We start from the raw sequence: 18,491 nt of genomic DNA on the forward strand, positions 1-18,491 counted from the left end.
CGAAAAAACGGCACTGCCGGGAGCGATCCCATGCAGTACCGTCTTTTCTCAAGTTTTCATTTTAGTCCCAAAGAGTCCAGAAACGGTAAAAGTGCGGTACAGTCGCCCTTACACCTGTCTCGGAGTCTCGCCCTCAGAACCGAAGGTTCTTATGGCTCTGGCATCCTCGGCGCGCTTTTCCTCGATGGATTCCTTCAGGATCATATCCTTCTGTTGATCTACTGGAATTGTCCAAAATACTTGAAGGCTGCGGCACTTGTGATCAATTTCTTTGTCACGGATCCGATTCCTTATATCGACGAATTTATTATGGTGGCCGGACTTCTGGCCAGCGATCGATAGAAAGGGTGAACAATGGTGGCGGTTGTCAAGCATATCTATATCTATGACTAAGAAGTTGGTGGTCATGTTACCACCGATTGAATTACAAAATCAATTCGCAGATTTCGTTGAACAGACCGACAAATCAAAATTGGCCGTACAACAAAGCCTTGTTAAACTGGAACTACTGAAAAAAGCCCTGATGCAGAAATACTTCGGATAAGGGGTTGCTCAATGAATGCTGAAATTTTGAATAACTCATGGCACTATTATTCTGTTGTAGAAAAAGATTTAGCAAACACTTCTCAGTATGTTGAACCTCGTGGACAGGAAAATGTGTACTCACTTGAATTTGCAAAAATATTGATTTTAGCTTGTACTGAAGTGGAATCATTATTTAAAATGTTGTGCAGCGAAATAACAGACAGCTCTGTATCAGCAGATATGGCAAGTTATAAAGGCATTATTTTAGGTAAATATCCGCGAATTGTGGATGCAACGGTGAGCGTAAGCCGACTAGGCGCAACTATAAGGCCCTTTGGTGCATGGAGTAGCGGAAAACTAGCATGGTGGGATGCCTATCAAAAGGTGAAGCACGATAGGGGAAATTGCTTTTCTGAGGCAACCTATATGAATGCAGTTTATGCAGTGGCAGCTATGCACATTTTACTGCTATATCTCTCCAAGATGATTGCTGGTTCACAAAGTGGCAGTACAGGGTATCTGCAGACACAATACTCACCGCAGTTTCTTTGCGTTAGACCCCCAAAGGAGCTTCCAGATTTTGAATCATGAAACTATACTGCTCACGTGTAATCAATTAGAGATAGCAGGTGAATCCGTATGACCAACTTCGACTTTCTGATCTCCGACCCACAATTCAATACCTTCGCCTCTGTTGCTGTCTCCGCCGAGCGCATCTTACATATCGACCCCGCCGCATGTGTGCTGAACTGCCGGCGGGCCATGGAGTTTGCCGTCAAGTGGATGTATTCCGTGGACGGCTCCTTGGTGCTTCCCTATGATGACCGGCTGGTTTCTCTGATGGATAACGAGGATTTCCGGGACATCGTTGGTCAGGACATCTGGCGCAGGATGAAGCTGATCCGCACCCTGGGCAACAACGCCGCCCACACAGGGAAGAAGATCAGCGAGGAGCAGGCGGCGCTGTGTCTGGAAAACCTCTTTGTCTTTCTGGATTTTGTGGCCTACTGCTACGGCACGGACTACACCGAGCGGACCTTTGACCCTGCGCTCTTAAAGGACGCGCCTGCCGCTCCGCCGCTCGTTGACACGGAAGCCGAAGTTAAGCTGGAGCAGCTCATGGCGGAGAACGCCGCTCTGCGGGAGGAACTGACCGCCCGCCGGGCTGAGCAGCAGCAGACCTATGTACCGAAGCCGCTGGATCTCAGCGAGTACAAGACCCGCAAGATCTACATCGACGCCATGCTGCTGGACGCCGGCTGGACAGAGGGGCGGGACTGGCTCAATGAAGTGGAGCTGCCCGGTATGCCTAACAAGAGCGAGGTGGGCTATGCCGACTATGTGCTCTACGATGACACCCACAAGCCCCTGGCTGTGATTGAGGCCAAGCGTACCTGCTTGGATGTGTCCAAGGGCCGCCAGCAGGCGAAGCTCTACGCCGACATCCTGGAGCAGAAGCATGGTCGCCGTCCGGTGATCTTCCTGACCAACGGCTTTGAGACCCGGATTGATGATGGCGCCTACCCGGAGCGCAAGGTAGCGACCATCTACTCCAAGCGGGATCTGGAAAAGCTGTTCAATCTGCGCACCATGCGGACAAGCCTGAAAAACGTGATGGTGGACAAGCAAATCGCGGGCCGCTATTATCAGGAAAGCGCCATCAAGGCCGTCTGCGACAGTTTCGACCGGCGCAACCGCCGCAAGGCACTGCTGGTCATGGCCACCGGCTCCGGCAAGACCCGGACGGTCATCGCCCTGTGCTATGTGCTGCTGAATCACGGCTGGGTAAAGAATATTCTGTTCCTGGCGGACCGCAATTCTCTGGTGACCCAGGCCAAACGCAGCTTTGTGAACCTGCTGCCCGACCTGTCTGTCACCAACCTGTGCGAGGAAAAAGACAACTACACCGCCCACTGCGTGTTCTCCACCTACCAGACCATGATGAACTGCATTGACGCAGTGAAGGATGAACAGGGGAAGCTATTCACCTGCGGCCACTTTGATCTGGTTATCTGCGACGAGGCCCACCGCTCTATCTACAACAAGTACCGGGATATTTTCAACTATTTTGACGCCCCGCTGGTGGGTCTGACTGCCACCCCCAAGGACGAGATCGACAAGAACACCTACGAGGTCTTTGAACTGGAGAGCGGCGTACCTACTTATGGCTACGAACTGGCCCAGGCCGTCAAGGACGGTTTTCTGGTGGACTTCATGAGCGTGGAGACCAAGCTGAAATTCATCGAGCAGGGCATCACGTATGACGAATTGTCCGATGAGGATAAAGCCGCCTATGAGGACACTTTTGAAGATGAGAATGGTGAGCTGCCGGAGCGGATTAGTTCCTCCGCCCTGAATGAGTGGGTATTCAACGAGGACACCATCAAGGAAGTCCTGCATATTCTCATGACCAACGGTCTTCGAATCGACTACGGCGAGAAGCTGGGAAAGACCATCATTTTTGCGAAAAACCACACCCACGCGGAAAAAATCTTTGAGATTTTCAACCGGGAGTATCCCCATCTGAACGGCTACGCAAAGGTTATCGACAACTATATGACCTATGCCCAGAGCGCCATTGACGAGTTCTCTGACCCGAAGAAGCTGCCTCAGATTGCCATTTCCGTTGATATGCTGGATACCGGCATTGATGTGCCTGAGGTTTTGAATCTGGTGTTTTTCAAGAAGGTCATGAGCAAGGCGAAGTTCTGGCAGATGATCGGTCGCGGCACCCGCCTGTGCCCCGGATTGATCGACGGAGAAGATAAGAGCAAGTTCTACATCTTCGATTTCTGCGGCAACTTTGAGTTTTTCCGCATGAATACGGGCAGGCCGACTGCCAACCAGATGGCGCTGCAGGGAGCAATCTTCAATCTGAAGGCACAGATGGCATATAAGCTGCAGGACCTTCAATTTCAGACGGATGACCTGATTGCATTCCGTAAGGAACTGGTCGCGGACATGGTGCGGAAGATCCGGGAACTGAACAAGGAGAACTTTGCCGTCCGGCAGCATCTGAAATATGTGGAACTATACGCCAACCCCGACAACTATGCTGCTCTCAGCTACGAGGATACGCTCATTATCAAAGAGGAATTGGCTCCGCTGATTACGCCTGACGAGGATGACCCCGCCGCCATGCGGTTCGACGCGTTGATGTATGGTATTGAACTGGCCTATCTGGTCGGCAAGAAGTACACCCGCGCCAGAAGTGACTTGTTCAAGAAGGTCAAGGGTATTGCCGGAGTCGCCAACATTCCTGAAATCAAGGCAAAATCTGAATTGATTAATCAAATTCTGCACACGGATTATCTGGACAATGCGGGTATCAATGAGTTTGAACATATTCGTGAAAACCTGAGAGACCTCATCAAGTACATCCCCGTTACCAAGATCCGGTATACGACCAACTTCGATGACGAGATCCTGTCGATGGACTGGCACGAATCCGAACTGGAAAACGATGATCTCAGGAACTACAAGGCGAAGGCTGAGTTCTATGTGCGGCAGCACCAGGACGAGGCTGTTATTGCGAAGCTCAAGAGCAATGTGCCTTTGACGCGCGATGATGTCCTCGCACTGGAAAAGGTCCTTTGGAGCGAGGTTGGCACGAAAGAAGATTACGAGGCGGAGATCGGCTCCAAGCCTTTAGGGGAGTTTGTCCGTGAGATCGTCGGGCTGGATATGAAGGCTGCGAAAGAAGCCTTCTCGGAATATTTAAGCGATGCCCGCTTGGACAGCCGCCAAATCTGTTTTGTGAATCAGATCGTAGAATATATTGTCCACAACGGCCTGATGAAAGACCTGTCTGTGCTGCAGGAATCTCCTTTCACAGATAAAGGAAGTGTGGTGGAAATTTTTACAGACTTGTCTGTTTGGATGGGGATCCGAAAAATCATTGACCAGGTCAATGCCAACGCAGTAGCGTAGCTGGTGTCCTAAATTTCTGTCCACTTGACAGGGAGCGTCACAGAGAAATGTCCGGATTATTGGACAGATATTATGATAATCTCTGGACAGAACTTTTGAAAGGAGTATCTGCATGGGTTTGTTTGGTAACCTGTTCGACTTTGACAATGATGGGAAAACTGATGGATTCGAAGAAGCCATTGGACTAAGTTTCATTTTTGCGATTGCCGAGGAAGAAGAGAAGCAGAGGGCCTTCGAAGATGATTCAGATGAAGATGACATAGAAGAAAAGAATGATCGGCTTGAATCCCTGCAGGAGGAGCTGGAAGAGTTGGAAGACCAGCTGGCAGACCTCGAAAGCCGTGAACCGGATGATATCTTTTCCAATCGATATGACCGATGGGAATCCAGAAAAGAGCAACTTGAGGAGCAAATTTCGGATATTGAAGATGAGATTTTTGAACTGGATTTGGAAGTATGAGGTGTGGCTATGTAGGACACTCATAATGTTGATGCCTGTTGTGATGATGCTTGAGAAGAATGATAGGAAGAAGACTACTTTGGAGAAAGCGCCAGCGGGGAAAACAGGAATGCTTTCCTTTCGTGGAGTGCAGCAATGAAAGCCGCCTGTGCGACACCAAAGAGACCATCCCAAATTTTGTGTAAACCTCCGATGTGGAGTAGAATAAAAGCACCATATCGGAGGTTTTACATAAGGAGAACGACTGTTTACAAATACATTAGACTTTTGGAAAAGTAATATGCTATAATCTATAATAAAATAATCTATTTTAGGAGGCATGAGATATGAAACGATTCATTGTTGCCATAATGGCAGTGGCACTCGCTGTATCTATGACTGTAACAGCATTTGCAGCCTCATCGGAGGCTGTCGATGCTGCGGAGGATCTCCATTCATTGGGATTGTTTGAGGGTACAGGTACGAATGCGGACGGAACGCCGATTTATGACCTTGACCGCACACCCACACGGAATGAAGCTATTACCATGCTCGTTTGCCTGCTCGGGAAAGCAGCAGAGGCCAAGACTGGAAACTGGGCAATGCCGTTCACAGATGTGGCAGACTGGGCCAAGCCCTATGTTGGGTATGCCTACGCCAATGGCCTGACATCGGGCACTTCTTCAACAACCTACGGAGGAAATGACCCTGTCACTGCCACACAGTATCTTACTTTTGTCCTGAAGGCGTTGGGCTATCAAATAGGCACCGATTTCCAATGGGATCAGGCATGGAAGTTGTCAGATCAACTTGGCATCACAGATGGAAAATATCAAAACAGCAGCACGCCTTTTTTGCGGGGAGATATTGCACTTATTTCCCGAGCAGCATTAGAAGCAACGGATAAAGTAAATGGGGAAACTCTCGTTCATAAAATGCTCTGGGATGATGTATTTACAACCGATCAACTTGACAATACACATGATGGTAGTTTAATGCTTGCCGCAGATATGCCAGACATCATTAGTAACGGTGTCACGGTTTATAATTTGGATGATTTATATGATCTAATACTTTTATCTGTACGCAACGGGCAACTGGGAATTGGAATTAATGCCCCGGGGTATACCTACGAACAATTGCTTAAAGTATACAATATCGTTTTAGCAGATCCGCTATTCTATAATAAGATATATTACGGTGACAGCGTCTCTGGATGGAATAATTACATTTATCCTCATATTACTGTTGATACGGTCACATTACTGGAATGCTACTATGCTAATCCCCAAAGATACGAAAAAAATTATAAGATGTATCGACAAGACCTGTGGTATGATCAAGACGAGTTTGATGTCGGTATCTATGATCTCCATGCGTGGGTCACAAAAGTTGATCAGATATTGCAAGATACAATTACAGAAGGCATGACCGAGAGAGAAAAAGCAAAAGCATTGCATGATTATATATGTCGAACAACTGTCTATGACATGGGATATGAGGGTGGTGCATTCATGACTCCTCATTTTGCATCAAATCTGATATTTGATGGACATGGCGTATGTGATGGATATGCATCCGCTTACAAAATTTTGCTCAACGCAGCTGGAATCGAATGTAACATAATTTGGGGATATGGGACAAAATATGGTCATGCTTGGAATCAGGCAAAAATTGACGGTCAATGGTATAATTTCGATGTTTGCTGGGATGATACTGCTTATAACGGCCGGATATGCTATGATTTTTTTGGTAAGTCGAGTGCAGAGTTCGGTCGTGACGGTCACGAGGAATTTAATCTTGTCAAACAAGCAAACTATTGTCCCGAGAACTTAAAGATGTGGTGATATTTAGGAATTGTAGTTCTCTCCATCACAAAACTCCATCTTCTATTTGGGGGGGCCTCTCTGACGAGGCCCCCGTTTTATGCGCGGGTAATGAATAAGCACTTACCTTCCATGTTTTTCTCTTGATTGTATCTTCTGTTTCATGGCCCGATATTCCCGCTCGGTAATGATCCCTTGTTCCAGCAAGACCCGATTGAAGTAGTACAGCATCCCTTGTTGAAATGCGAATTCTTTCGTACAAGAAGCAGACATGATCAGCACTCCTATATCTTCTAGTTATAATATGTAGCTGAAAAACGTCTGAAAACGGATTTTTGAAGGGGAAATATAACAGTTCCGCTTTCTTATTATCTTGTCCGGAGATGTTTCAAAAGATACATTTACATCTCTGCGTACTACTTCTTTCGCTTACCGTCCAACCGAAGTTCCGTTTCGTCATCCTCCAAGTCCTGCAGAATATCCACCAAAGACGGAAGGCGGTCAATGGGAAAATCGTCCGGTAAGGCCACTGGGTGAAGGTTTAACTGCTTGAAGTGCTGGAAGCAGGTGCGGACTTGCTTCTCGGACAGCTCCAGTTCCTCCATAATGCACTGAATATCAGAGGAATCTCGCAGATGTTCTGCGATTTTCAGCATTCTTTTTCGGACCGTCCCTCGGATGTTTTCTGTATTACGGAGTTCCTGCTCCATTTTTTCCAATTTACAGTGAGTCCCACCGTTGAACAGCTTTTCCGCGTACTGACAAATCCACATCCGGCTTTCGCTTGCCAGCGTGGCAATCAGATCACCGGTGTCTGTAATATGTCGTTTATCTGCGTATTTTTCGAGCCACGGCTTCTTAAGCTGCAATTCAACCCGAAGGATTCCCTTGGTGATGAATTCCTCCGGCAATGCTAAGTTTTCTTTTTTGAGTTGGTAACCTTTGTCATATACAACAAAAGCTACCGAGTCGTTGCTGAATTTAATAATGTGCTTATTTTTGATACCCTTGCGTCGTTTCCCTGCGTCGCTTTGCTCAAAGAGGTTTTTTTCGTATCCTTTCGGTACGGGCTCTTTGTGTAAGAGCTTGAGCAATTTATGAGGCCCTTTTTTCTTGTCCCACAGGATATTGACACACAGATCCAGCCGTTTCAAAGCCCATTCGTCTATAAACTCGGGTAGGTCCACTTTGCGCATACAGTCGGTAAACGACTGCTCAAATTGATCGCGGTCATCCGGGTCAGACGGCATGATCCCAAGATAAGATGCCTCCGGATTTATGAGGCGCCGTGGATTTACAATCAACTTGACATTGCACACATTATACTTGCACTCTGATTCCGTCAGATAGATCCGAGTTCCGTTTTTGCAGAGCAGACCGCAGAAGTGGCAGCTGGTATCTTCAAATTTCTTCAGAGGGTAGTATTCCTTGCTGCTTGATCTGCTGTTCAGATCCCTGCAATGTTTCCGAAACTGTTCGTGAGAGGGATGATATCCCAGTTCAAGGGTGTGGTAGCCATAGCCTTCGCTGGTCAGACGAATCGACGTTTTCATAATTTTGACTCCTTTTCATCAGAATTATGAATGTGTTCGACGGCGCATCAATTTTCAAAAGTGCTGTCTGGCCATAGCAAAAACTTTCACATTTTTAGACCTGAAAATTTCCGTTTTCGTGCCTGTCTTGAGGGTTCCCGGTAAAAACAGTGTTATGAACTGGGCAAGAAATCCAGATATAATAAGAGACACCCAGGGAAAGCATCTTTCCTGGGCGTCTCTTTTGTGGAGACGGAACGTCGGTTGAAAAAGTCAGTGGAACTTGCCGAACGGTGTCCGTCAAAAATAGTAAGTCGGATTGGTAGAATACAACTGTGACCGCTGATGGTCTGGTTTTCGGAAAAGTTTTAAATCATGGCTGGGAACAAAAAACATTGGAACATCGGAACATGCTTTTTTGACAGTTAAAGCAGAGTTTCCTCTGATTCTGGGAATTGGTTCAGCAGTTGATCTCGAATGTCTTGCGGAAGAAACGTCATCTTTCGAATGTTCAGGATCATTGCGTCCACTGTTTTGCTATCCTTTTCAGCGACGGGCAAACGCGCCTTCTTTGTATCGTATCGGTAGTCTGTGTCCAACTCACAAAAGTCGCTATATAGGTCAGCTCCATCATAGTTGTCACTATAGTTTGATAGCAAAGATTCCAGACGATCCCTACGAAACTGTAGAGAGGCAAAAGGCGCTTCTTTTGGGGAACCTTTTTTCTTCTTGGGGCTATAGTTTCTGAGATATCCCCAATAATGAATGTTGGGATCGTTTGAATCGGCCAGTGAAAAGGTGCCTTTCGGCGGGACATATAAAAAGTGCTGAGGATATCCTTCTTCCAGTATTCGGCACAGGGTGTGTTCAAATCTCGTCTGGATAGAAGTGGAACTGTCATCTTCCTCCTCGTAATCAGAGTCCTGTGCAATGCTGCAGCTGCCGGGGAGCAGAATGTTGTACCACTCCGACAGAAGAGCGTTGCCTTCTTCGGAGGAAAGGGAATCGTCCTCCTTGCAGGATTTGACGAAAAGCCGTAATGCCAGCATTTGCAGTTCCAAATGGAACTTTTGGGGACGTTTCACCGGCTTGACATCCGGCTGCTGATTGTAAGCTGCGATCAGTTCTTCCGCATCTTCAAAGTAGCGGGACATTTTTTCTCTCCATTTCTTTTTGTTTTCGGAATGTCTGGCAACATAGTAAATATATCGGGCGACAACAAAGGATATCTGCTGGCAATCCCACAGGCAATCCGAATTTATCAGCTTTTGCCCTTTAATGGAAACTGGTGTGGAAAGCACCTTTTTTGCGGAACAATCAAATAGAATTGGACAGACCCACGGATTTTTATGCTGGAGGTCTTTCAGATCTGAGGAGGAAAAGAACCGGCTGTGTACCAGAAAAGCAGTGTCACGGTATTGAGGGGGTAATCGGGTGGACGAGTTGGGGAGCTTCAGGTAGGCTTCGTCAATGAGATTTCGACTCTTTTGCTTGGATGGAAAGATGGGTTGGTAGTTTACTTTCAGTTTTCCGGAGGTGATCGTAGAAACGCAGAGGGAGCGGGCTATGTACTCCAGCACATGATAGGCATTATCAGCATAGCTGACTGTAATAACAGGGGCTCGCGAATCCGGAACCGCAATATAGTCGGAGTATGTTGGGAGACATACTCTGGCGCAGTAGCCGGCAAGAATTGTGGCGGTCAAAGTTAACAGTTCTTTTTTGGAATCTATGTCCTCTCCACATGATGAGATCAGCTTTTTCAGCTCATCCACCCCGTCTGCCCCGGCGTTTGCGTCGCGTTTTGGAGCGTCTTTTTTGGTCAGGGTGGAGAGGCCTGAAGGAATGGGCAATTTCTTAAGAGTAACCTGACGCCCTTTCTCCTGATACTGCTTTTGCAATTCCGATAAGGTGTTCTTTCTGGTTTTCTTGTCCGGAAGGATATCCTGCTCGATCCATCTGTCCTTGCCGGACTTTGAAGTGTCACAGATGGCATAGCCCTGTGAGTGGTCATCATACACCCAATAGTACAGTTTGATCTTGCCCTCTTTTTGGGCTTTTGTTGTCATCATGTGATACATCTCCTTTTCGGATAAGCCGTACAGCGACAAATTGATGTGCTCAGAACGATGTGGAACATGGATAGAACACGGGAACATCATTACTTTATCATTGAATTTGGTATTTTACAACACTGCCTGAGACACTTGCGTCATTGGGAGAAAATGTTGTTGTCATATGCTTGGTTTTTGATTATAATGGTCATGATAAAACGAAACTTTGAGGGACCGCCATGGACATCCATACCGTACGACAGCAGCTGAAGACCAAGACGATTTATGACCTCCCGCTCCGGGTGACGTTCTATGCCCGTGTGTCCAGTGAGAGCGATGAGCAGCTCAACTCCCTGGGCAACCAGATCCAGTACTATGGGGACCTGATCCGCAGAAATGCCAACTGGACCTATGTGGACGGCTACATCGACGAGGGCCTGTCCGCCGCCACCACCAAAAAACGCGAGAACTTCCACCGCATGGTGGAGGACGGCAAGGCGGGACTGTTCGATCTCATCATCACCAAGGAGATCACCCGGTTTGCCCGTAATACCCTGGACTCCATCCAGTACACCCGGGAATTGCTGGGCGCCGGAGTGGGGGTGTTCTTCCAGAATGACAACATCAACACCCTGGACGAGGACTCGGAGCTGCGCCTGACCATCATGTCCGGCATCGCCCAGGACGAGCTGCGCAAGCTCAGCAGCCGTGTGAAGTTCGGCCACCAGCAGGCCATTAAAAACAGCGTGGTGCTGGGCAACAGCCGTATCTTCGGCTACCGAAAGAACGACGGGCGGCTGGTCATCGACGAGAACGAAGCCCCCATGGTGCGGGAGCTGTTCGAGCTGTACGCCACCGGGGAGTATTCCATGAAGCAGATTGAGTCCCTGTTCTGGAATAAGGGCTACCGGAACCACAACGGCAAAAAAATCGCCCACACCACCATGTCTGGGATGATCTCTAACCCCAAGTACAAAGGTTACTATGTGGGCAACAAGGTGAAGGTCATTGACCTGTTCACCAAAAAGCAAAAATTCCTCCCGCCGGAGGAATGGGTGATGTTCAAGGACGAGACGGGGGAGATCGTCCCGGCCATCGTCAGCGAAGAACTGTGGGACCGGGCCAACGCCGTGCTGAAGAAGCGCAGCGAGGATGTGAAAGGACGCCAGGGCATCTGCAACCATGCCAACCTGCTGACCGGAAAGCTCTGCTGCACCCATTGCGGCGCGGCCTACTACCGCCGGGACTCGGTGGACAAAACCGGGAAAAAGAACAGCAAATGGGTGTGCTCCGGAAAGATTAAAAACGGCGCCGACTCCTGCCCCTCCTTTGCCATTTACGAGGAGGAGCTGAAACCCCTCCTGTTTGAAGTATTCCGGGAGACGGAAGCCGACGCCGAAGCGCTGATTGAAGAATACGTGGAGATGTACAAATCCCTGGATCAGAGCGGAGACCTGGCAAAGCGGATCGCCGCGCTGGAGCAGGCAATTGAAACGGCGGAAAAGAAAAAGCAGAAGCTGCTGACCTTCAACGCCCTGGGAGAATTGTCCGACAAGGATTTCCTCTCCATGAACAAGCAGTGCGCCCAGGAGATCGAAGTGGCGCAAAAAGAGTTGATAGAGCTGACCCAACAGCGGGACTCCGCTTCCGATTACAAAAAGCACATCGACACCATCCGCCGGGTTCTCTGGGAGGCGGAGCGGGACGCAGCGGAGGGCGTCATCAGTAAGGAATTTGTGGACAAGTATATCGACAGGATCTTTGTCACGCCGGAGGAGGACGGCTCTCTGCGGCTCCAAATCAAGATCTTTACCGGGGAAACCACCGAGAAATACCTCACCAATCTCAGAAGTCGTACGGGACACACGTTCAAGAAGATGATCGAGTCCTACGAGAACGGCCTGAAGTAAGGGTTCCCCTTTCGGCGCGTTTTCGGCAGTGTAACAGCCAAGGGAGGGCTGGAACATGGTTCCAGCCCTCCCTCTAAACATACAGCATATCAATTGACTCCTGATCCGGAAAGAGAAATGAGGTAAGGGAGGCGCTCACAGTCCGTTTACCACGTTGACGGGACGGCTGTCCTCCAGCACGCGCCGGGCATTTTCCCACATGATGCGGTGGGCGGCGGCGAAGGAGCCGCCAGAACTGCCCCCCAGGTGAGAGCTGTACACCACACGGTCCCGGGCTTCCGGAGGCAGGTCCACCAGGGGATGGGAGGCGGGGGTGGGTTCAGGCTCGATGGTGTCCAGGGCGGCTCCGGCGATGCGCCCTTCAATGAGGGCGGCGCGCAGGGCCTGGTTATCCACCAGGGCGCCCCGGGCGCAGTTGACCAGAATGGCGCCGGGCTTCATGTTGGAGATAAACTGGGCGTTGACCATTTCGCGGGTCTCGTCGGTGACGGCACAGTGGAGGGAGATAATGTCGCAGGTCCGGGCCAGCTCCTCCAGGGGGAGGTAGGTGACGCCGAAGTCGGCCTCCACCTCGGGAGGACGGCGGTGGGCGGTGTAGTAGTAGAGCTTGCAGCCGAAGGGTGCCAGGCGGCGGGCGGTGGCCTGGGCAGTGTCGCCGAAACCCACCAGGCCGAAAGAACACTGGAACAGGCCCGGCTTCCGGGCGGCGATGGCCTCCTGTTTCATCTGGATCTGCCGGTCCTGGAGGACGGCGTTGTGGCCGGGGATGCCGTAGCGCAGGGCCATGAGGGTGAGCATAATGGTGTGTTCCGCCACCGAGGCGGCGTTGCAGCCCTTGTTGTTGCAGACATAGATGCCGCGCTCCCGGGCGGCGTCACAGTCAATGCAGTTGTAACCCACGCCCTCCGAATGGATCATTTTCAGTTGAGGCAGTTGGTCCATCACGTCGCCGCCCACCGGGGTAATGGCGTCCACAAAGAGGACGCGGGCGTCGGCGTTTTCCCGGGCCGCCTCCATATAGGTCTGGTCGGGACGGCGGAACACCAGCTCCACGGGCAGCTCTGCCACGAAATCGGGCTTGTACACCGCGTAGCGGTCTTGAGGACCAAATACAAGAATTTTCATAGAACATGCTCCTTTTCTGAAGGTAAACGCGCTTACCGTGCGGATAGACCGCTTTACGGTTCATTTCGTGACCATTATAGCATGGACGGACGGGGAAGTCACCAAAAAGTTCTCAGAGCAATATTAGCACTCTAGATATAAGAGTGCTAATATTTACAATTTGGACACACTCTTTGCAAGAAATGTTCATAATTGGGGATTATACTAAAGCCAAAGTTAAGAAGGACCCGGGGAACAGTAAAGGACCGTATCCCAAAGGGTCCGAAAGGAGATTTGACTTATGTATATGATTCCCTACACAAACCGCAGCAATGCCAGCCTGATGGACCTGTTTGATGAATTTGAGCGCAGCGTGTTCGGCGAGAACGGCCGCCGCACCCCCGTTTTCAGCACCGACATCAAGGACGAAGGCGACCACTACCTGCTTCAGGCCGAACTGCCCGGCTTCCAGAAGGAAGACATCGACCTGGACCTGAAGGATGGGGTTTTGACCATTTCCGCCAAGCATCAGGAGACAAACGACCACAATAACGGCAACTACGTCTGCAAGGAGCGCCGTTATGGCAGCTTTGCCCGTTCCTTCAATCTGGAAGGGATCCAGGAGGAGAACATCACCGCCGCCTATAACAATGGCGTTCTGGAACTGAACCTGCCCAAGAAACAGGAGATACTCCCCCAGAGCCACAAGATCGCCATTCAGTGATTTGGGAACTTCCGAAGGGCAGACCGTCAGGCCTGTCCTTTTCTTTTGAGCGGAGAAAAAATCGGTTTTCCCCTTGCAAAATGAATGGATATGGTATATATTTAGTTTAGCACTTAAATTAAATGAGTGCTAAAAAAGAAGACAAAACCCACATAAAGGAGGGTTTGATCCATTATGAATATGAATCAGTTTACGCAAAAATCCCTGGCCGCCATCCAGGGCGCCCAGAGCCTGGCCCAGGAGTATGGCCAGCAGCAGATCGAGCAGCAGCATCTGCTCCTTGCCCTGGTGTCCGACCCTGAGGGATTCATTCCCCAGCTGCTCACCGCCATGGGCATGACTGTCCCCAGCTTTGAGGCGGCAGTGAAGGCGGAGGTCAACAAGCTGCCCAAGGTGTCCGGCTCCGGCCGGGAGGCGGACAAGATCTATGTGGCCCAGGATGTGGACCGGGCGCTGAAAACCGCCGAATCCACCGCCCAGTCCATGAAGGATGAATATATCTCGGTGGAGCATATTTTCCTGGGCCTGCTGGACAGCGCCAACAGCGCCCTGAAGGAGCTGTTCCGCGCCTATAACCTTTCCCGGGAAAAAGTGATGCAGGCTCTGGCCTCCGTCCGGGGCAACCAGCGGGTCACCAGCGACAACCCGGAGGAGACCTATGATGCCCTGAAAAAGTACGGTACCGACCTGGTGGAGCGTGCCCGGGCCAATAAGCTGGACCCGGTCATCGGCCGGGACGATGAGATCCGCAACGTCATCCGCATCCTGTCCCGAAAGTCCAAAAACAACCCCGTCCTCATCGGCGAGCCCGGCGTGGGCAAGACCGCCATCGCCGAGGGTCTGGCCCAGCGGATCGTCAAGGGGGATGTGCCCGGCTCCCTGAAAGACAAGACCATCTTCTCCCTAGACATGGGCAGCCTGGTGGCGGGCGCCAAGTACCGGGGCGAGTTTGAGGAGCGGCTGAAGGCCGTCCTCAATGAGGTGAAGAAGTCCGAGGGCAAGATCATCCTGTTTATCGACGAGCTGCACACCATCGTGGGCGCGGGCAAGACTGAGGGCTCCATGGACGCGGGTAACCTGCTCAAGCCCATGCTCGCAAGGGGGGAGCTCCACTGCATCGGCGCCACCACCCTCAACGAGTACCGCCAGTATATCGAGAAGGACGCCGCCCTGGAGCGGCGGTTCCAGCCCGTCATGGTGAACGAGCCCACGGTGGAGGACGCCATTGCCATCCTTCGCGGTCTGAAGGAGCGGTATGAGGTCTACCACGGCGTCAAGATCACCGACGGCGCCATCATCGCCGCCGCCACCCTGTCCAACCGCTATATCACCGACCGCTTCCTGCCCGACAAGGCCATCGACCTGGTGGATGAGGCCTGCGCCATGATCCGCACGGAGATGGACTCCATGCCCACGGAGCTGGACGTGATCCAGCGGAAGATCATCCAGCATGAGATCGAGGAGGCCGCCCTGAAGAAGGAGACGGATAAGCTGTCCCAGGAGCACCTGGCCGAAATCCAGAAGGAACTGTCCGACATGCGGGAGGAGTTCAAGGCCAAGAAGGCCCAGTGGGACAACGAGAAGGGGGCTATCGGCAAGGTCCAGCAGCTTCGCGCCGACCTGGAGGAGGCCAACGCGGCCCTGGAGCGTGCCCAGCGGGAGTACGACCTGGAGAAGGCCGCGGAGCTCCAGTATGGACGGATCCCCGAGCTGAAAAAGGCCCTGGAGGCGGAGGAGCAGATCGCCAATGACAGCAAGGCCCGCTCTCTCCTCCGGGATAAGGTCACCGAGGAGGAGATCGCCCGGATCATCGAGCGGTGGACCGGTATCCCGGTCGCCCGCCTCATGGAAGGGGAGCGGGAGAAGCTGCTCCACCTGGAGGACATCCTCCACAAGCGGGTGGTGGGCCAGGACGAGGCCGTCCGGCTGGTTTCCGAGGCCATCCTGAGAAGCCGGGCCGGTATTGCCGACCCCAGGAAGCCCATCGGCTCCTTCCTGTTCCTGGGTCCTACCGGCGTGGGCAAGACGGAGCTGGCTAAGACCCTGGCCGAGGCCCTGTTCGACAGCGAGAAGAACATGGTCCGGATCGACATGTCCGAATATATGGAGAAGTTCTCCGTCTCCCGGCTCATCGGAGCGCCTCCGGGATATGTGGGCTATGAGGAGGGCGGCCAGCTCACGGAGGCTGTCCGGCGCAAGCCCTACTCCGTCATCCTCTTCGATGAGGTGGAGAAAGCCCATCCCGACGTGTTCAACGTGCTGCTCCAGGTACTGGATGACGGCCGGATCACCGACAGCCAGGGCCGGACGGTGGACTTTAAGAACACCATCATCATTCTGACCTCCAACCTGGGCTCCCAGTTCCTGCTAGACGGGATCCAGGACAACGGCGAGATCAGCCAGGAGGCGCGGGACAAGGTGAACGAGCTGCTCAAGCGGTCCTTCCGCCCCGAGTTCCTGAACCGTCTGGACGAGATCGTGTTCTACAAGCCGCTGACCAAGGAGAATGTCACCCACATCATCGACCTGCTGGTGGCCGACCTGAACAAACGGCTGGAAGACAAGCAGCTCACCGTGGAGCTGACCCCTGCCGCCAAGCAGGAGATCATCGACGCGGCCTACGACCCCATCTATGGCGCCCGGCCCCTGCGCCGTTACCTCCAGCACACGGTGGAGACCCTCATCGGCCGGAAGATCATCGCCGACCAGGTGGAGTCCGGCGCGGTCCTCACTGTGGACTGCCGGAACGGGCAGCTCGTGGTGGAATGAGTGTGCCAATCAATACAGACAGAGCAGACAAAGCGTCTGGAAACCGGCTCGGCCGGTCTCCAGGCGCTTCGCCGCCTCTTGGGGACCTGCGGGAAAAGCGCGGCCGGAAGCCCTTCGCACTTGGGCCACAGCGGTGAAATTTTACGGCGGAAACCTCCAGATTTCTCTTGACTTTTCTTGAGTACAGGAGTATAGTAAAAACATAAATAAGAATTGTTACTATTAATAATAAATGAGGAGGGTATTTTATGAACCGTAAAGCATTCAACCGTATCAACTATGGCCTGTTTATCGTCGGTGTGGGCGGAGAGGGCCAGCCCCAGGGCTGTATCGTCAACTCCCTGCACCAGGTGACCTCCGGCCGCCCCTACAAGTTCTCCCTGACGGTGAACAAGAGCAACGAGACCTTCAAGGCCATTGAGGCCAAGGGCACCTTCGCCGCCACTGTCCTGGCCAAGGACGCCCCCAAGGACCTGGTGGACCTGTTCGGTTACAAGTCCGGCCGGGTGGTGAACAAGTTTGAGGGCCTCAATGTGGAACAGGACGGCAACGGCGATCCCTTTGTCAAGGACCACGCCCTGGCCCGCTTCGCCTGCAAGGTGACGGAGCGGCTGGACCTGGGCAGCTATATGCTCTACATCGCCGAGGCCGTTGAGGCTGAGGTGTTGGGCGAGGGTCCCGCCCTGACAGTGGATGACTACAAGAACGGCGGCGGCTCCACCCCCGCCACCGCTACGGTCTACCGCACTCTGGAGGGCAACGAGGGCTGGCGGTGCACCATCTGCGGCTATGTGGCCGACAAGGCGGAGCTGCCTGACGGGTACCAGTGCCCCATCTGCCGCGCCAACAAGGACAAATTCGTCAAGCTGTAAGCGTTTCTAAAAAACGGCGGCCGCCCAACAGGCGGCCGCCGTTTTCGTTTACAGGAACTGGGAGAACCCATCCATATCTTCCTGGAGCCCCTCCAGAAAGCGGTGGATGTGGTAGCCGTCTGTGGCGGCGTGGTGGCAGGTGATGGACAGGGGGAGAAGCTGCGCGCCGTCCCGGGAGAAGATCTTCCCCGCCTCCACTGAGGGGAAGTAATAGGGCTTGTTTTCATAGCTGTGGACGGCGAAATGGGAGAAGGTGACCCAGGGGACGCAGGAGACGGTGTAGGCGTTGGGGGGCGGCGGCGTTTGCGGCTGGGCCAGGATGCCGTGGTTGTCCCCATATGCGGCCTGGTTTTCCAGATAAGCCTGGTAAAAGCCGGAAAAGTCCTCCTGAAAAGGAGTCCACATCAGGGAGAAGGTCTTGGTATCAGAGTGAAAGGCGGCGTACAGGGGCGTGAGGACATCGTAAGTACCAAGGACGCCCTCCTGCTCCGCCAGCTTGAATTCCTCCTGCTGGTTGAGCCGCCGGGTGACCAGCCACAGGTAGGCGGGGAAGAATTTCAAATTGGTCTCTTTCAAGGTCCGGCGCAGGGCGGTGACATCCAGCTCCGTGGTGAGGGAGTAGCCGGTGGGGGCCATGCGGGAGAAGTAATAAAAGACCTCCCGCCGGGGCCAGGCCGCAAGGTCGATGGGAGTAAAGTTCATGGATGCGTCTCCTTTCGGTGTGGAAATAGGGGTCACCATCATCATAGACGAAGAAGGAAGCTGGGACAACAAACGGACCGTTGAGAGGAGAAAAAAGGACGCGC

At 52.2% G+C, this 18,491-nt stretch carries 13 protein-coding genes; 9 read left to right on the forward strand and 4 right to left on the reverse strand.

Features of this window, described 5'->3' with window-relative positions; translation table 11 throughout:
- The first annotated feature begins 30 nt into the window (after positions 1–30).
- The 5 genes from I6E42_RS02140 (at position 31) to I6E42_RS02160 (ending at position 6,741) form a co-directional block, all read left to right on the forward strand.
- Positions 31–342 carry a hypothetical protein gene (locus I6E42_RS02140; protein ID WP_235370189.1) on the forward strand — a complete coding sequence of 104 codons (312 nt, stop codon included), beginning with the start codon at positions 31–33 and terminating at the stop codon, positions 340–342.
- 213 nt (positions 343–555) lie between these two features.
- A complete protein-coding gene (locus tag I6E42_RS02145; protein ID WP_235370190.1) occupies positions 556–1,116 on the forward strand; it encodes a hypothetical protein in 561 nt (186 codons plus the stop codon).
- A gap of 48 nt (positions 1,117–1,164) precedes the next feature.
- Positions 1,165–4,455 (forward strand): DEAD/DEAH box helicase family protein, encoded by a 3,291-nt coding sequence (locus tag I6E42_RS02150; RefSeq protein WP_235370191.1) that lies wholly within the window; start codon positions 1,165–1,167, stop codon positions 4,453–4,455.
- Positions 4,456–4,567: 112 nt separating this feature from the next.
- Positions 4,568–4,915 (forward strand): hypothetical protein, encoded by a 348-nt coding sequence (locus I6E42_RS02155; RefSeq protein ID WP_235370192.1) that lies wholly within the window; start codon positions 4,568–4,570, stop codon positions 4,913–4,915.
- Between the two features lie 326 nt (positions 4,916–5,241).
- Entirely contained in the window at positions 5,242–6,741 is a 1,500-nt protein-coding gene (locus I6E42_RS02160) for a transglutaminase domain-containing protein (RefSeq protein WP_235370193.1), read from the forward strand.
- A 395-nt stretch (positions 6,742–7,136) separates the two neighbouring features.
- Here the strand turns inward: I6E42_RS02160 and I6E42_RS02165 are convergent, their stop codons facing one another.
- Positions 7,137–8,273: an SMP domain-containing protein gene (locus I6E42_RS02165; RefSeq protein ID WP_235370194.1), complete on the reverse strand. Its 1,137-nt coding sequence runs from the start codon at positions 8,271–8,273 to the stop codon at positions 7,137–7,139.
- Positions 8,274–8,677: 404 nt separating this feature from the next.
- On the reverse strand, positions 8,678–10,324 hold the full coding sequence (locus I6E42_RS02170) for a hypothetical protein (RefSeq protein WP_235370195.1): 1,647 nt from the start codon (positions 10,322–10,324) through the stop codon (positions 8,678–8,680).
- Between the two features lie 221 nt (positions 10,325–10,545).
- On the opposite strand from I6E42_RS02170, the gene I6E42_RS02175 reads away from it, so the two are divergent.
- Positions 10,546–12,216, forward strand: a complete 1,671-nt coding sequence (locus I6E42_RS02175; protein ID WP_235370196.1) for a recombinase family protein — start codon at positions 10,546–10,548, stop codon at positions 12,214–12,216.
- A gap of 135 nt (positions 12,217–12,351) precedes the next feature.
- Here the strand turns inward: I6E42_RS02175 and I6E42_RS02180 are convergent, their stop codons facing one another.
- Positions 12,352–13,341, reverse strand: coding sequence for a 2-hydroxyacid dehydrogenase (locus I6E42_RS02180; protein WP_235370197.1), 990 nt, complete (start codon positions 13,339–13,341; stop codon positions 12,352–12,354).
- 280 nt (positions 13,342–13,621) lie between these two features.
- Between I6E42_RS02180 and I6E42_RS02185 the strand changes: the two genes are divergently transcribed.
- The 3 genes from I6E42_RS02185 to I6E42_RS02195 all read left to right on the forward strand — a co-directional run bounded on the left by I6E42_RS02185 (position 13,622) and on the right by I6E42_RS02195 (position 17,685).
- A complete protein-coding gene (locus I6E42_RS02185) occupies positions 13,622–14,044 on the forward strand; it encodes an Hsp20/alpha crystallin family protein (protein WP_235370198.1) in 423 nt (140 codons plus the stop codon).
- Between the two features lie 174 nt (positions 14,045–14,218).
- On the forward strand, positions 14,219–16,813 hold the full coding sequence (gene clpB / locus I6E42_RS02190) for an ATP-dependent chaperone ClpB (protein ID WP_235370199.1): 2,595 nt from the start codon (positions 14,219–14,221) through the stop codon (positions 16,811–16,813).
- A gap of 248 nt (positions 16,814–17,061) precedes the next feature.
- The gene (locus tag I6E42_RS02195; RefSeq protein WP_235370200.1) at positions 17,062–17,685 is read left to right on the forward strand and encodes a flavin reductase; all 624 of its coding nucleotides are present in this window, start codon (positions 17,062–17,064) and stop codon (positions 17,683–17,685) included.
- A 48-nt stretch (positions 17,686–17,733) separates the two neighbouring features.
- On the opposite strand, the gene I6E42_RS02200 is transcribed toward I6E42_RS02195, so the two are convergent.
- On the reverse strand, positions 17,734–18,387 hold the full coding sequence (locus I6E42_RS02200) for a CatA-like O-acetyltransferase (protein WP_235370201.1): 654 nt from the start codon (positions 18,385–18,387) through the stop codon (positions 17,734–17,736).
- Positions 18,388–18,491: the final 104 nt, after the last annotated feature.

Source organism: Pseudoflavonifractor phocaeensis (assembly GCF_021531815.1).
GTDB lineage: Bacteria > Bacillota > Clostridia > Oscillospirales > Oscillospiraceae > Lawsonibacter > Lawsonibacter phocaeensis_A.

What these genes read in the sequence shown, in the direction of transcription:
- I6E42_RS02140 (WP_235370189.1), top strand. Translation starts at nt 31, where the DNA reads ATGCAGTACCGTCTTTTCTCAAGTTTTCATTTTAGTCCCAAAGAGTCC.
- I6E42_RS02145 (WP_235370190.1), top strand. Translation starts at nt 556, where the DNA reads ATGAATGCTGAAATTTTGAATAACTCATGGCACTATTATTCTGTTGTA.
- I6E42_RS02150 (WP_235370191.1), top strand. Translation starts at nt 1,165, where the DNA reads ATGACCAACTTCGACTTTCTGATCTCCGACCCACAATTCAATACCTTC.
- I6E42_RS02155 (WP_235370192.1), top strand. Translation starts at nt 4,568, where the DNA reads ATGGGTTTGTTTGGTAACCTGTTCGACTTTGACAATGATGGGAAAACT.
- I6E42_RS02160 (WP_235370193.1), top strand. Translation starts at nt 5,242, where the DNA reads ATGAAACGATTCATTGTTGCCATAATGGCAGTGGCACTCGCTGTATCT.
- I6E42_RS02165 (WP_235370194.1), bottom strand. Translation starts at nt 8,273, where the DNA reads ATGAAAACGTCGATTCGTCTGACCAGCGAAGGCTATGGCTACCACACC.
- I6E42_RS02170 (WP_235370195.1), bottom strand. Translation starts at nt 10,324, where the DNA reads ATGATGACAACAAAAGCCCAAAAAGAGGGCAAGATCAAACTGTACTAT.
- I6E42_RS02175 (WP_235370196.1), top strand. Translation starts at nt 10,546, where the DNA reads ATGGACATCCATACCGTACGACAGCAGCTGAAGACCAAGACGATTTAT.
- I6E42_RS02180 (WP_235370197.1), bottom strand. Translation starts at nt 13,341, where the DNA reads ATGAAAATTCTTGTATTTGGTCCTCAAGACCGCTACGCGGTGTACAAG.
- I6E42_RS02185 (WP_235370198.1), top strand. Translation starts at nt 13,622, where the DNA reads ATGTATATGATTCCCTACACAAACCGCAGCAATGCCAGCCTGATGGAC.
- clpB (WP_235370199.1), top strand. Translation starts at nt 14,219, where the DNA reads ATGAATATGAATCAGTTTACGCAAAAATCCCTGGCCGCCATCCAGGGC.
- I6E42_RS02195 (WP_235370200.1), top strand. Translation starts at nt 17,062, where the DNA reads ATGAACCGTAAAGCATTCAACCGTATCAACTATGGCCTGTTTATCGTC.
- I6E42_RS02200 (WP_235370201.1), bottom strand. Translation starts at nt 18,387, where the DNA reads ATGAACTTTACTCCCATCGACCTTGCGGCCTGGCCCCGGCGGGAGGTC.